Origin of the sequence: Asticcacaulis endophyticus, from assembly GCF_014652575.1 — a bacterium.
In the GTDB taxonomy this organism is placed as follows: domain Bacteria; phylum Pseudomonadota; class Alphaproteobacteria; order Caulobacterales; family Caulobacteraceae; genus Asticcacaulis; species Asticcacaulis endophyticus.
Genome location: NZ_BMZB01000006.1, coordinates 1 through 13,298, shown reverse-complemented (window position 1 = coordinate 13,298; position 13,298 = coordinate 1). Strand labels below are relative to the sequence as shown.

Here is a 13,298-nt window from a genome sequence, read left to right as displayed (position 1 = left end):
TGGACAAACTTTAGTGGGGCGGCTGAACACCGCCCCGCTTTTTTATAACATAGCGGTAATTGACTTAAGACAATGTGCGCCATTCCACCGTGCGGCGCAAAACTTACGGTCAATGCCAAAGAGATCACAGCTCCCGCTATGTCCGGACCATCTGACGGCGCCTAAGATCCTCAAGGCGGCTATGAAGAGACGACGTATCCCACCGCCGCCCGCCCATGGCCGTCACTTCGCTGTAGAACTGATCAATCAGGGCGGTCATGGGCAGGTTGGCGCCATTGCGGCGGCTTTCATCCAGCGCGATGCCCAGATCCTTACGTATCCATTCCACCGCAAAGCCGAAGTCATATTCACCCGCCGACATGGTTTTCCAGCGGTTTTCCATCTGCCACGAACCGGCCGCCCCTTTGGAGATGGCCTCAAACACCAGCCCGTCATCAAGACCGGCTGATTTGGTAAAATGCAGGGCTTCGGCCACCGCGGCCACGGTTCCGGCCAGCGCGATCTGGTTGGCCATCTTGGCGGTCTGACCGGCACCGGCGTCACCGATGCGGATCATGGCGCGGGCATAGGATTTAAACACCTCTGAGGCCCGCGCATAGGCCGCCTCAGTGCCGCCGGCCATTACCGATAACTGGCCGTTTTCCGCCCCGGTCTGACCACCTGATACCGGCGCGTCGACAAAATCGATGCCTTTTCCGGCGGCAGCACTCGCCATCTCACGCGCCAGATGGGCAGAGGTGGTGGTGTGGTCGATGATCAGACTGCCCGCAGGCATGATCTCAAGTGCGCGCAGCACCAGATTGCGCACATCATCGTCATTGCCGACACACAGGGCCAGCACGTCCACGCCCAAAACCGCGTCTTCAAAGGCTTCAAAGACAGGGGCCGCATATTTTTCGCTCCAGGTCTGCGCCCGTCCGAAGGATCGATTATAACCCACAACCGTATGACCTGCCGTGATCAGATGTCCGGCCATCGGCCCGCCCATGGCGCCTAAGCCTGCGAATAGCATTTTCATGGTCAATTGTCCCCTGTATCTGATTTAGTGTCTGGTGATTTCATTTTTTGGGCAATAAAGGCGCAGACGATCAACTGAATCTGGTGAAACAGCATCAGCGGCAAAATCACTGGCCCCAGCATGGCTGCCGGAAACAGGGTCGAGGCCATGGGCACGCCGGACGCCAGACTTTTCTTTGAGCCACAAAACAGGATGACCACCCGGTCTTCACGGGCAAAGCCTAACCGGCCGGAGATAAACCACGTCCCCCACAAAACAACGGTCAGGACGACGGCGCACAATATCAGGACGCTGATCAGATCAACGGCTGAGACTTTCGACCACAGGCCCTCAACGACCGAAGCCGAAAACGCCGTATAGACCACCAGCAGGATAGACGTGCGATCGACCCGTCCCACCAGCGTCTTATGCTTGGCGATAAAGCCGCCCAACCACGGTCGCGCCAGATGGCCCAGCACAAACGGCAGCAGCAGTTGCAGGGCGATCTTTTCAATCGCAGCCATCGATACGCCAGAGGTCGCCCCCATAAACAGCCCGACCATCAACGGCGTCAGGAATATCCCCAACACGTTCGACAGCGAGGCGGCGCATACGGCGGCGGCGACATTGCCGCGCGCTATGCCGGTAAAGGCGATCGACGACTGCACGGTCGATGGCAGCAGGGTGAGGAACAAAAACCCGCTCAGGATCATGGGCGCGATAATGCCGGAAAGGCTTACCTGCATGAAAAGCCCTATCAGCGGAAAAACAATAAACGTCGTCGCCAGCACCACGCCGTGGACGCGCCAGTTGGAAAATCCGGCCACAATAGCCTCACGTGACAGCTTGGCCCCGTGCAGGAAAAACAGCAGGACAATCGCGGCATCGGTGACAATATCAGCCACCACCGCCGCCTGGCCACGCACCGGCAGGACGCTGGCCAATACCACCAGCCCCAGCATGATCACGATAAACGGATCGATCACCCTGGCGGCGTTTTTGAGTTTATTGATCATCAGTCTATCCGGTTACAGGTCAAGCACGAGCTTGGGCGAGCGCGATCCGGAGCAGCACACCATCATAGTCGTGTTGGCGGCTTTTTCCGCGTCGGTCAGCACACTGTCGCGATGGTCGGGGATACCCGATAAGACCCCACATTCACAAGCGCCGCAGATACCTTCGGCGCAACTATGCGGCACATTGATGCCATGGGCCTTCAGCGCCTCAAGAATGGTCAGCCCCGAAGGCACTTCATAACAACCGCCGGTGCGGGCCAGTTCGACCTCAAAACCGCCTTCGGTGGCAGCCTCTTCAACACCGGAGAAGCGTTCATAGTGAACATAGTCCACCCCGCGGGCTTCACCTGCCGCAATATAGGCATCCAGCATCCCTGACGGTCCGCAGGCGTAGAAATGCGCGCCTTCCGGAGCGGCCTCGAAAATATCCGTCAGATTAAGCCGGGCCCCGCCGTTGTCCTCAAATCGCGCCTCAAAGCGTACGCCTGCCGCACCCAGCGTCGCCTCAATTTCCGTCAGCAGCGCCGCCTGAGACCGGGCGCGGGCACCGTAATGAAACTCAAACGGCTTACCCAATGCCAACAGGCGCTGCGCCATCGACCACACCGGCGTCACCCCGATCCCACCGGCGATCAGCACCGTATAGGGGCTGTCCTCATTCAGATGGAAATGGCACCTCGGCGCACTGATGGTCAGTACATCGTCAGGCTCAACCCAGTCATGAAAATGCTTTGACCCGCCCCGGCTGGTCGCATCCAGCGCAATGGCCACCACGTAGCGATGACACTCCGACGGCGCATTGAGCAACGAATATTGCCGAACCAGCCCTTCACGCGCCACGATATCGATGTGAGCGCCCGCTTCAAACGGCGGCAAATCCGAACCTTCTTCAGCTCTCAGGTCAAGGATGCGCACACAACCGGCCTGGCCACCCTGGCCAACCTCAGTCAGTTCATGGACGCGCACCCGAAGCTGGGTTTCTGACATACTCACTACCCCAAAGCAAAAACTCTATGAGCCACCATAGCGAGACCCGTGGTGCGTGACTTGTCGATAAAGGCACATAATCTTGAACAGATATCCGCCCCTTAACCCGCCACCAAGTTTCAGGACGCGACCGATCAAGACGTGAAAGCCCTGTCTGTTTTAGGGTTCAGGTGCCCGCCTCCCCTCGAACTTGGGCCGGTCACAATGGACCCGGTGTAGTTTTCCCTCAGATGTTTTGCACCGGGCAGCGTTCCATTGTGACCGTTTTTTTGCGTATGCGAGATTAGCTTTATTGCGGCTACCCATTTTCTTGTCTGTACGCGCACAAACCCACACCTGACGTTGACAGATTTTGGGTTTAGCCCGCCAATATCCCTACAGGCGACAAGGTGACGCAGGGGAGCCCCCGGTGCCGCCCCGCCCGTGAATTCAAAAATTATCATTATATTACAGTGCATAAGATGAAACCATCTTAGGCAAACCCTGTCCCTTGCGTTCACCTAAACTGCCGGATAGCCCCATGTTGCGTTTTACGACCAATGCCTACCCCAAAGAACAACGCTGGGACTCGTGGCGCTTTGCATTGCAGCGTAAATCCCTGAAACTGGAGGCCTTGAGCACCGACACGGCCTACGGCGAACTGTCGAGCTACCAGAGCACTCAGGGCGTCGATTTCATCAGCGTGTCGTCCACCGCCCAGATCGTCAAGATCGACATGCAGGATCAACCGGATCATATCTGGCTGCTGCAACTGCTGGAAGGCGACCTTAAGGTCAGCCACGGCACCCATAACCTGAGCGTGCGCGAAGGCGATATCGTCTTTGGCGACGGCAATATCGAAGCTGTCCTCGATTTCCACCGCGATCATCGCTTTTTGCTGATCAAGGTGCCCAAGCCTTATCTGGCGCTGCGGGTACGAAACCCCTTGCCCGACGGCATCAACCTGATCGCCAGCGATACCGGCGCGGGGCGGATATTATCAGGCATGCTGCGCTCAGTCGCCGATACCATCAACGACCTGAATACCGATCGGGTGCGACCGGTTGAACTGAGCCTGCCGGAATTTCTGCTGACCGCCCTGATGGAAGGCGCGCCGTCAAAGTCACTGGGCGGATCAGCGGGGGCGCGCGCCATGTTGCTGGAGCGGGTGTTTCAGACCATTGAAATGCACCTGTCCGACCCGAACCTGAACCTGCAGCAGGTGGCGTCCGAGCATGGCATCTCCATGCGGTACCTGCAAAAATTGTTTGAAACGGTTGATGAAAGCTTTGGACACTATGTCAAACTGCGCCGGTTAGAGCGCTGCCGCATGGACCTGTTGAGCCCGCTCCATGCCCAGAAATCCATTTCCGATATTCTGTTCCAGTGGGGGTTCAATGACTCGGCCTCCTTCAGCCGAGCCTTTCGTGAACAGTACGGCGTTTCCCCGCGTGAGTACCGCAAATCGCCGCCGCTTGAGAACGAAGATAGTGAGGCCCCGCGCCGGGGTCGCCCGACCGCCCGTCAGGAAAAACCGCCCCTTGCCGAAGACGAACCGCTTGAGATCGATGAGACCCTAACCGCTGAGGCCGATGCCGACGACGCGCCTTTGCCGGTGCAATCCGGCGTGCGCCACCACTACCTGCCCGCCTCACCGGAGACCGTGCACTGGGGCTATATCAGTCGCAATCTTAAGCCCACGCTTCGGGTGCAGTCCGGCGACTATGTGACCATTGAAACCCTGACCCACCATGCGGCCGATGATTATGAGCGCATGATCGAAGGCGATGCCGGGGCCGAAAGCGTCTATGCCTGGACACCCGAAGGTAAGGCAATTGAACGGCGTGGCGCCGGGCCGATGGATGGCTCTGCGGTCGGCCGCGGGGCAGGCGAAGGCTTTGGCGTACACATCTGCACCGGCCCGATCGGGGTCATGGGGGCCAAGCCCGGCGACGTGGTTGAGGTGCGCTTCCTGGAGATCAAGACCCGTCCGTCGGCCAACCCAAAATTTGCTGGCCGCAGCTTTGGCAGCAATGTCGCCGCCTATTGGGGGTTTCATTACCACGACCTGCTAACCGAGCCGAAACCGCGCGAGGTCGTAACCATCTATGAGGTCGAAACCAGCCATGAACGGTGTTGTGCCCACGCCGTCTATAATTTCCGTTACACGCCGCAGATCGACCCATACGGCACCAAACACGACCGCTACGACTATCCGGGCGTGCCGATTGATCATACGACCATTCAGAAAAACTATGACGTTTTGCGCAATGTCGAAATTCCGGTGCGGCCGCATTTCGGGTTTGTGGCGGTAGCCCCCGCTCAGGAAGGGCTGGTCGATTCCGTGCCCCCGGCCAATTTCGGCGGCAATATCGACAACTGGCGCTTAGGCCCCGGCGCATCGATATTTTTGCCCGTCAATGTGGCGGAGGCCCTGCTGTCGCTGGGCGATCCTCATGCGTCACAGGGGGATTCTGAGCTATGCGGCACCGCGATTGAGTGTTCGATGACCGCTCTGATCCAGATTGTCCTGCACCCCAAATCGACCCAGCGCGACCCGCTGCGCGATCTGGATTATCCGCTGATCGAAACCAAGGACGAATGGGTGATCATGGGCTTTTCCCAGCCCAATTACCTGCGCGAACTGGGGGATAAGGCCCAGAGCGAAATCTACAAAAAAGCCTCGATCGAAGGGGCCATGCGCGATGCCTTTCGCAAGGCGCGGCGGTTTTTGATGACCACCAAGGGCCTGAGCGAAGATGAGGCCATATCGCTGTTGTCGGTCGGGGTCGATTTTGGTGTGACGCAGATGGTCAATGGCAACTGGGGTGCCCACGCCATTATCCGCAAGGGTATTTTCACTGGGTAGTTCGCGGTAATATGCCACATGGCGAACGCGCGGCCTCATCCCGTAACAAGAGGTCATGCGCCCCAAGACAAGACCATCGTTTGTGGACTTGTCATATCATGAAATCCGTTTCCGGAGAGTATCATGTCTACGCCTGCTAAAATCACGCCAAAAATCGTCGTCGTCGGTTCGATCAATGCGGACTTCATCGTTGAGGTCAAAGCCTTGCCGCGCGCCAATGAAACCGTGATGGGCAAAAGCTTTACGACCGTCATCGGCGGTAAAGGTCTCAATCAGGCGGTGGCGATGGCGCGGCTTGGCTGTGATACACGCATGGTTGGCGCGGTCGGTGACGATGCCTTCGGTCAGCAGGCCCGCGCCTATCTCAAGGCCAATGGCGTAAATGATCTGCATGTCGAAACCGTGGCCGCAATGCCGACCGGCACGGCCCATATCACCGTCGCCACTGATGGTCAGAACACGATTGCCGTCGCCCCCGGTGCCAATGCCTGCGTCACGCCGGAAATGATTGACGCCGCCGCTCACCTGATCGCCGTGGCCGATGTGGTGGTGGTGCAGCTTGAAATCCCGCTTGAGACCGTGCGTAAGGCGCTGGAGATCGCCCGCGCACATGGCGTCAAGACCATACTTAATCCCGCCCCCGTCGATATGGCGGCGTTGGCGTTGATGCCGCTGGCCGATGTGGTCACACCCAACGATACTGAACTGTCAAGCCTGACCGGCATAGAGGGCTTAGGTGACGCCACCCTGCACGCCGCTCTGCATAGCTTAAGTAAGGCCGGAGCCGGTCAGGTGGTGGCAACGCTGGGGTCAAATGGCTGCGCGGCCCTGATTGAGGGGACATTGATCCGCCTGCCGGCGTTTCGGGTTGAGGCCGTGGATGCCACGGGTGCCGGTGATGTGTTTAACGGCGCGCTGGCCTGCGAACTGGCGGGGGGACGCTCGCTGATCGACGCGCTGGAATTTGCGTCCGCCGCCGCCGCTATTTCGGTATCGCGCCCGTCAGCCAACTCCGCCCCAACCCGCGCTGAGGTCGAGGCGTTTTTGTCAGAGACGGTTTGAAAGCTTACCTCTCTGTAAATACCCGATCAGTCTAGTTTGGGTCTTTTAATTTGTTCTGAGTGTCAAGCCATGCACCAAAACTGGCCGATACCTTTGAGACTTCATCAAAATCGTGATCGTAAAACCACACCCCTGATCGACCATCCCGCTTAAAGCAGAAAAGATTGCCCAAATCATCGCTCGCAAAAGCAATTAAATCATTGGGTAAGCCGATAGATTGCCAATTTTTTGTGGTGCTTACGATATCTGCTGGCTTAAAAAAGTCACTGACAACCGGAAAGTCGGTATCTTTTTGAATAGCCGCCTCAAGAAGGTCTCCCGTAGCGCTCAGAAGCCCTACCTCAGTTACTACAGCTTCATATTCAGGCGGAAAATTAAACCTTAAATCAGAAGCGGCTTCAAGGAGCGCCGCCTTATCAATTTTTTCAGGCGGGTAGTCTTCGATCATCCATAACCGAACAAACTGCGTTGCCGAGGATACGACGTGCCTTTTCTCACTGGCCTCAGTCGCTTGAGATTGAGCTGCAACCGTAACAAAAGCCACGGCGAGTATAACTCCACGCACCATAATTAAGATGTTCAAGCTGGTAACCCTCAGACATAGCTACATCATTAATACATGAAGCTTACACCTGAGCCAGCCTAAAACGCGGTTTCAGTCCTTGACTTACTTCGCTGTCGCCGCCTCAAGCGCATCCAGGCGGGCCTTGGCGAAGTCCTTGACCGGCGCGATGCCGTCCTTACCAAAGTGCATCAGAGTGCGGGATTTAACTGTATAGGCGGGCCATTGCGGCAGGCTGTCTCCATTCGGATTACCGGTCTTGGCGAAATTGGCCCAATAGCGGTTCATGGACGACGCCATTTTCAAATCCGCCGCCGTCCAGTCATGGCGCGCCGTGCGGCTGTTACGGATATCAAAGACCATTTCGATCTCGTTCTCATGGCCTGCCCCCAGCGTGGTCGCCCGCAGCGTTTCCGGCACATAGGAAAAGCGGTAAAGCCAGACCTTACCCGCGGATTTCGCGCTCTGCTCTGCGCGCCAGCGGGCGGGCAAGGTCATGGCATATTCGCCCCACACCCGCTTTTCAGCGACCTCACGCGATGTGCCGTCGGCCATATAAAGCTTCACGACCGCCTCGCCTTTTGGCCCAAGGCTTTCGATCAGCTTTTTCTCGGCCCCCGGCAGCCATTTGATCAGGCTTTCCTCATAGTCATTGGCCCCGACCAGATAAGGGATATCGGCAATCTCACCGGCAAGATATGCCTCCGGCGTCGATTTTGCCACGATCTGGCCGTCGGCAATGACGGTTTCAGGGGCAATAACCGGCGCGCCCAGCACGGTGGCGGCAGGCAGTTTGCGCAAATCCTCGGCGGATTTCGCCCCGACCTTTTCGCCCCAGGCGACCGCATCGGCATGGGCCTTATCCAGCGGTTTGACATAGGCATTGGTGCCGCCCGATTGAGCGATGGCCTTATGGAACAGGCCCTTCGCCGCCGGTGACGCCATCAGGAAGTTGACCGAGGATGCCCCCGCCGACTCGCCGAAAATGGTGACATTACTGGCGTCGCCGCCAAAGGCCGCAATATTGGCCTGCACCCATTTCAGCGCCGCAATCTGGTCCATCAGGCCGAAGTTGCCTGTGGCTTCGCCCGGCACACTTAACTCAGGATGGGCAAAGAAACCAAACCGCCCGACGCGGTAGTTCATCGACACGACGATGACATCCTGTTTGGCAAAGGCTGTGCCGTCATAGCTGGGGTAGGACGACGCCCCCATGATGAACGCCCCGCCATAGATCCACACCATGACCGGCAACTTTTTGTTGGCCGCATTTTCCGGCGCCCAGACGTTAAGATAGAGACAGTCCTCGGATTCCGGATTGACGAACCCAGGTCCCGGCGGGCTATCCATGTCCATCTGCACGCAATCAGGGCCATATTGTCTGGCCTCAAGCGTTCCTGACCATGGTGCCGGACTTTGCGGTGCGCGCCAACGTAACTCACCGACTGGCGGTGCGGCGTAAGGGATGCCCAGATAGCGGTCGATGCCCGCCGCACTCACACCCTCAATCGTCCCGGCGTCAACCTGAACCTTTGGCCCCGCCCAAACGGCAGGTGCTGCAATGGCCATCAGGGCCGCCGACATCAACATCGCTTTACGCATCTTCCGCTCCTTAAAAACACAGGAACAGGTCCGGCCCCAAAGGGAACCGAACCTGTTTCTTTACGCAACACACCACTGGCTGTTCGGGGTGGAACAGCCCTCACCGTACCTTAAAACGTCCGGCTGAGCTTTATGCGCATCGTCCGACCGATACCTGGCAGGACGTTGGCATTGGCGTCGGTATCGCTATTGGCCAGAAAATATGCCTCATCAAACAGGTTATCGACGTTGAAATCAAACCGGTACGGGCCGTGGATGTAATAGGCCCCGGCACGAGCCACCATATATTCCGGCAGGACGATCGAGCCCGGCAGGAAGCCGCCGGTTTCCGACGCATAGGTTACGCCGCCGGTGACACCCCATTTGCCGCGCTTATCATAGGTGGCAAACAGTGATCCGCTGGTTTCCGGCGTGGCGTGCAGGTAATAGCCGTCCTGCATACCGGGGAAGTAGTTGGCATTGGAGAACGCATAACCGCCGTAGCCTTCGGTACATTCAATGCCGGCCAGACAGGACGGCACGGTGACGAAGAAACCAGCACCGGCGGTCGGCTGCATCTTGGTCTTTTGCTTGGTAAAGGTCGCCGTCATGCCAAAGCTTTCGGTGACCAGGTAGCGCAGTTCCGCTTCGATGCCTTGCGTGCGCAGGGCGCTGACGGTCTGCACGCCCGACGGTGGCTGGCTCAGGTAAGAACGATCCTGATCATAGACGGCCAGAGCGGCAAACAAACGTCCGCCGAACTGCGAGGTCTTGACCCCGGCTTCACGCAGACGCGAATTGCCGAGATAAGCGCCGTTGAGGATCAGGCTGGGGGCCAGACCACCGCCCTGATCGACCTGCAGCGACTTGGCGCGGGCATAGGTGGTGTAGAAGGTCGCCCAGTCGAACTTATAGGCCAGCGACGCGTTATAGCTGTAAGCCGTATCGTCGTCAGCGCGGGTCAGATGAACACCTGCGGTTTCTGTGCCGATGTTTTTGGCCTCAACCTCATACTTGTCCGAGCGACCGCCGATGGTCAGGCTGACCGGCCCCCAGGTCGCATCGCCCAGCATGAAGACCCCATAGTTATGGATCTTGCTGGTGACGTCCGTGGCCCAGCTATAGCCCGCCGCAAACGGGTTATTGAAGCGGTCGTCAGGGGTGGCGCCGACACTCAGGTCACGGCGATCCTCGGAGATAACAAAGTCATTGAGGCTGCCCTGAACGTGGGCGTGGGTGAAGCGATGGCTGACACCGGATACCGTCTTCCACTCCAGCGGGCCGGTCGTGAAGTCCTGGGTATAGGTGATGCGCTGCTCACTCAAGGTCGACATGTACTTGCTGCCGAAGCCGTAGCTTTGGTAGTTTTCTGAATCGAGCGTGTTGAGGAAGCCCTCAAACTTCAGCTTGCCACCGCTTTCGAACACACGTGACACACCGGCATACAGGGTGTGGGTCATGGCCTCATTGAGGTCAACGCCTTCGTCGATAAAGGTGGTGCGCGGCGACAGCTTGACCAGCTTAACAGTCGCCGGATCAAGGGTGGTGAAATCGTTCGGTGTCGGGGTCACGCCGATTGAGGGCGCGGTAAACAACAGTGTCGATCCAAAGGCGGTGCCAAAGAACTGACCCGCCGTGATGAACGGCGTCGAGCCATCATTGATCTTGGCAATCGGCGCGCCAGAAATGTAGTTGCCGTTGTCGATCAGGTCCTGCGTGACGCGGTTCCAGCCGATGTTTTTCAGATAGCCATCAGAGTGGATGAACTGATAGCTGGTTTCCAGCGACCATTTTGAGCCGAGGTCACTGGCAAAGGCAATCTGGGCCACTTCGGACGACGGATGCATGCCCTTATAGAAGCTGTCGGAATCTTCGACCTTGGCAAAGACGTGCAGACCGGCACTGTTGCCTTTCCAGTCGACCGGCACCGACAGGTTGCCCGTGACAACCTTTTCACCATAAGAGCCGATGGTGATCGACGCATCGCCGCCCAATTCGTTGACGTACTTGGTGCCTTCGCCATATCCCGTCTTCGGGATAAAGTTCATGAAGCCGCCAACCTGACCGGCACCATAAACCGGAGAGGTCGGGCCGCGTACGATTTCAATCGATGAGGTCGCATCAACCGGCGTCGGGTAGTTGGCAAAGTTCGACAGGCCCTGAAAGCCGTTATAATAGTTATCGGCCATGGTGCCACGGATGTTCAGGCTGCCCGGAACGCCGAAGTAGGAACCCGTGTAGGTACCTGCGGCCACCGCGGTAAAGTCATAGACGCTCTTGATCGAATAGCGCGACAGCAGCTTATCCGAAATTTCGGTCACGGCGCGTGGCGTGTCGACCAGCGGCTTATCGATGCCGAAGACGCTGCTGGTTGAGCGCTTTTGCTTTACGCCTGCCAGATCGCGGGCACCGGTGACGACCACTTCGGTCACGGTGTCGTCCGTGGCAGCGGCTTCTTGAGCCATTGCCGGAGCCGACATGATACCACTCAGGGCCGTCAGCCCCAGTAGATAGAATTTTAATTGTGTACGCTTGCCGTTCATCTTGCCATATCCCCTTGGTCAAAATTGAGCTTCTATTACCATGCTGCATTCGCCGGGAGGTGCGAAGGCCGCGTTCAGGTTAGGTGTCCGATCCAGCCGATCGTTGATAAAAATCTGTCACATTCCAAGGTTCATCGTCTTGAGCCCCTGCGCCCTCTAACTTGCGCCGCCACCCTGCCTGCGCGCTAAACGATGTATTTTTCCCACATAGCCAATACACCACCAGTACCCTTGCGTGCGCGTGGGGACAAGATTTGACGGGGCAAGCGCTGTCTTCGGGCCCCTTGGCATAAGCCGATAGCGCCGCCGAACAACAATTCAGACGCAAGCCATCAAGACCAGAACCTGCGGCATACAGATGATCGCGCCCGAATTCACAGGCGCAATACGCGTCCTCAACTCCCATGAGGCACACTATGAAATGGTTCATCACCGGCGTCAGCAAAGGCTTTGGACTGGCGATTGCTAAAGCGGCCCTTGCGCGCGGCGATTTCGTGGCGGGCACGGTGCGCAGTGCGGCTGATCTTAAAGCATTTGAGGCCCTGCCCGGTGACACATTAGGCCTGATCGCCGATGTCACCGACCGCGCCAGCATAGATGCGGCCGTGGCCGCCGCCGAAAAAGCCTCCGGCGGCATTGAGGTTCTGGTCAACAATGCCGGTTTTGGTCTGATCGGGGCGGTTGAAGAAGCCAGCCTGGAGGAAATCCGCACCTGCTTTGATGTCAATGTGTTTGGCGCGATCAGCGTGCTTCAGGCGGCACTACCCTATATGCGCGCCCGCCGGTCCGGCCACATCATCAATGTCACCTCGGTCAGCGGCTATGCGCCGTGGGCCGGGTCGGGCATCTATGGGGCGACGAAATTCGCCATGGAAGGCCTGGGCCGGACATTGGCCGAAGAGGTTGAGGAACTGGGCATCGGCGTCACCAACCTCGCGCCGGGTGGGTTCCGCACAAATTTTGCCGGAAGTTCACTCAATATCGTCACCTCCAAAATCGATGATTATGACGGCAAGGCCCGCGAAGCTGAACGCACGCTTGCGGCCCACGGTGGCCATGAGCCGGGTGATCCGGCAAAGCTCGCGGCCGCCGTTCTCAAAATCGCCGGCATGAAAGCCCCGCCCCTGCATCTGCTGCTGGGGGCTGATGCTGTTGGTTATGCCGAAGAAGAAATGGCCGAGATCCAAAAAGACCTCGACCAATGGCGCGACCTGTCACTCTCGACGGGGTTTGAGGCTTAGGCACCAACTCGAATAGGCGGTTTGTCAGAACGGAATTTCCTCTTCTAAAAGTCTAAGCTCCGCTTGCGCCCTAGAAAGGCGTTCATTTGTGCGGCGATCTTCACCGAGTAATTGGTTTATCTCCGTAGCAATCTCGTCTGCCGTTTTTTTACCTCTTGGAAGAGCTTGATGCTTAGAAATAAAGCCCGTCGGGTCTTCTCCCATACGCAGAGAGATTATTTTTACTCCTTTTCCAACGGCAAACCCGATTTCCTGCTGTGTCCAAATACTTTGTGAAAAACCCGGCGTGTGCATCGCTACAAACGCATCCATTGTATGCAGTGCGCGCTCTATTTCAGCTTGCCATTCTAAAGTTGGGTGAATGTCTTCATGAGCAACAAATCCGTCTATACCAAAAGGAGCCAATGAGGTGCCCCTAGAATTGTAGACGCTTTGCTCGTTATAAAACGGAAGCAAGGAGA

At 57.6% G+C, this 13,298-nt stretch carries 10 protein-coding genes; 3 read left to right on the top strand and 7 right to left on the bottom strand.

All coding sequences use genetic code 11. The annotated features are described in order from the left end of the window. Window positions 1-136: 136 nt before the first annotated feature. The 3 genes from IE102_RS15745 to IE102_RS15735 are packed head-to-tail and all read right to left on the bottom strand — an operon-like array spanning window position 137 to window position 3,000. Window positions 137-1,018, bottom strand: coding sequence for an NAD(P)-dependent oxidoreductase (locus tag IE102_RS15745; protein WP_189488464.1), 882 nt, complete (start codon window positions 1,016-1,018; stop codon window positions 137-139). Between the two features lie 2 nt (window positions 1,019-1,020). Further along, window positions 1,021-2,013, bottom strand: a complete 993-nt coding sequence (locus IE102_RS15740) for a bile acid:sodium symporter family protein (protein WP_189488461.1) — start codon at window positions 2,011-2,013, stop codon at window positions 1,021-1,023. A gap of 12 nt (window positions 2,014-2,025) precedes the next feature. Continuing rightward, window positions 2,026-3,000, bottom strand: a complete 975-nt coding sequence (locus IE102_RS15735; RefSeq protein WP_189488460.1) for a PDR/VanB family oxidoreductase — start codon at window positions 2,998-3,000, stop codon at window positions 2,026-2,028. A gap of 520 nt (window positions 3,001-3,520) precedes the next feature. Between IE102_RS15735 and IE102_RS15730 the strand changes: the two genes are divergently transcribed. Next, window positions 3,521-5,848, top strand: a complete 2,328-nt coding sequence (locus IE102_RS15730; protein WP_189488458.1) for an acetamidase/formamidase family protein — start codon at window positions 3,521-3,523, stop codon at window positions 5,846-5,848. Window positions 5,849-5,971: 123 nt separating this feature from the next. After that, window positions 5,972-6,910, top strand: coding sequence for a ribokinase (gene rbsK / locus IE102_RS15725; protein WP_189488456.1), 939 nt, complete (start codon window positions 5,972-5,974; stop codon window positions 6,908-6,910). Between the two features lie 31 nt (window positions 6,911-6,941). Here the strand turns inward: rbsK and IE102_RS15720 are convergent, their stop codons facing one another. The 3 genes from IE102_RS15720 to IE102_RS15710 form a co-directional block, all read right to left on the bottom strand. Next, window positions 6,942-7,493: an SMI1/KNR4 family protein gene (locus IE102_RS15720; protein WP_189488455.1), complete on the bottom strand. Its 552-nt coding sequence runs from the start codon at window positions 7,491-7,493 to the stop codon at window positions 6,942-6,944. A gap of 84 nt (window positions 7,494-7,577) precedes the next feature. After that, the gene (locus IE102_RS15715) at window positions 7,578-9,074 is read right to left on the bottom strand and encodes a carboxylesterase/lipase family protein (RefSeq protein WP_229807809.1); all 1,497 of its coding nucleotides are present in this window, start codon (window positions 9,072-9,074) and stop codon (window positions 7,578-7,580) included. 110 nt (window positions 9,075-9,184) lie between these two features. Then, complete coding sequence (locus IE102_RS15710; RefSeq protein ID WP_189488453.1) at window positions 9,185-11,596, bottom strand: TonB-dependent siderophore receptor; 2,412 nt, start codon at window positions 11,594-11,596, stop codon at window positions 9,185-9,187. Window positions 11,597-12,012: 416 nt separating this feature from the next. On the opposite strand from IE102_RS15710, the gene IE102_RS15705 reads away from it, so the two are divergent. Then, on the top strand, window positions 12,013-12,837 hold the full coding sequence (locus IE102_RS15705; protein WP_189488451.1) for an oxidoreductase: 825 nt from the start codon (window positions 12,013-12,015) through the stop codon (window positions 12,835-12,837). A gap of 24 nt (window positions 12,838-12,861) precedes the next feature. Here IE102_RS15705 and IE102_RS15700 read toward each other — a convergent pair. Further along, window positions 12,862-13,298 (bottom strand): TIR domain-containing protein (locus IE102_RS15700; RefSeq protein ID WP_189488449.1); only part of this gene is annotated, 437 nt, incomplete at its 5' end.

Coding starts and splice junctions, on each gene's coding strand:
- IE102_RS15710 (WP_189488453.1), bottom strand. CDS start 11,596: ATGAACGGCAAGCGTACACAATTAAAATTCTATCTACTGGGGCTGACG.
- IE102_RS15705 (WP_189488451.1), top strand. CDS start 12,013: ATGAAATGGTTCATCACCGGCGTCAGCAAAGGCTTTGGACTGGCGATT.
- IE102_RS15735 (WP_189488460.1), bottom strand. CDS start 3,000: ATGTCAGAAACCCAGCTTCGGGTGCGCGTCCATGAACTGACTGAGGTT.
- IE102_RS15740 (WP_189488461.1), bottom strand. CDS start 2,013: ATGATCAATAAACTCAAAAACGCCGCCAGGGTGATCGATCCGTTTATC.
- IE102_RS15745 (WP_189488464.1), bottom strand. CDS start 1,018: ATGAAAATGCTATTCGCAGGCTTAGGCGCCATGGGCGGGCCGATGGCC.
- rbsK (WP_189488456.1), top strand. CDS start 5,972: ATGTCTACGCCTGCTAAAATCACGCCAAAAATCGTCGTCGTCGGTTCG.
- IE102_RS15715 (WP_229807809.1), bottom strand. CDS start 9,074: ATGCGTAAAGCGATGTTGATGTCGGCGGCCCTGATGGCCATTGCAGCA.
- IE102_RS15730 (WP_189488458.1), top strand. CDS start 3,521: ATGTTGCGTTTTACGACCAATGCCTACCCCAAAGAACAACGCTGGGAC.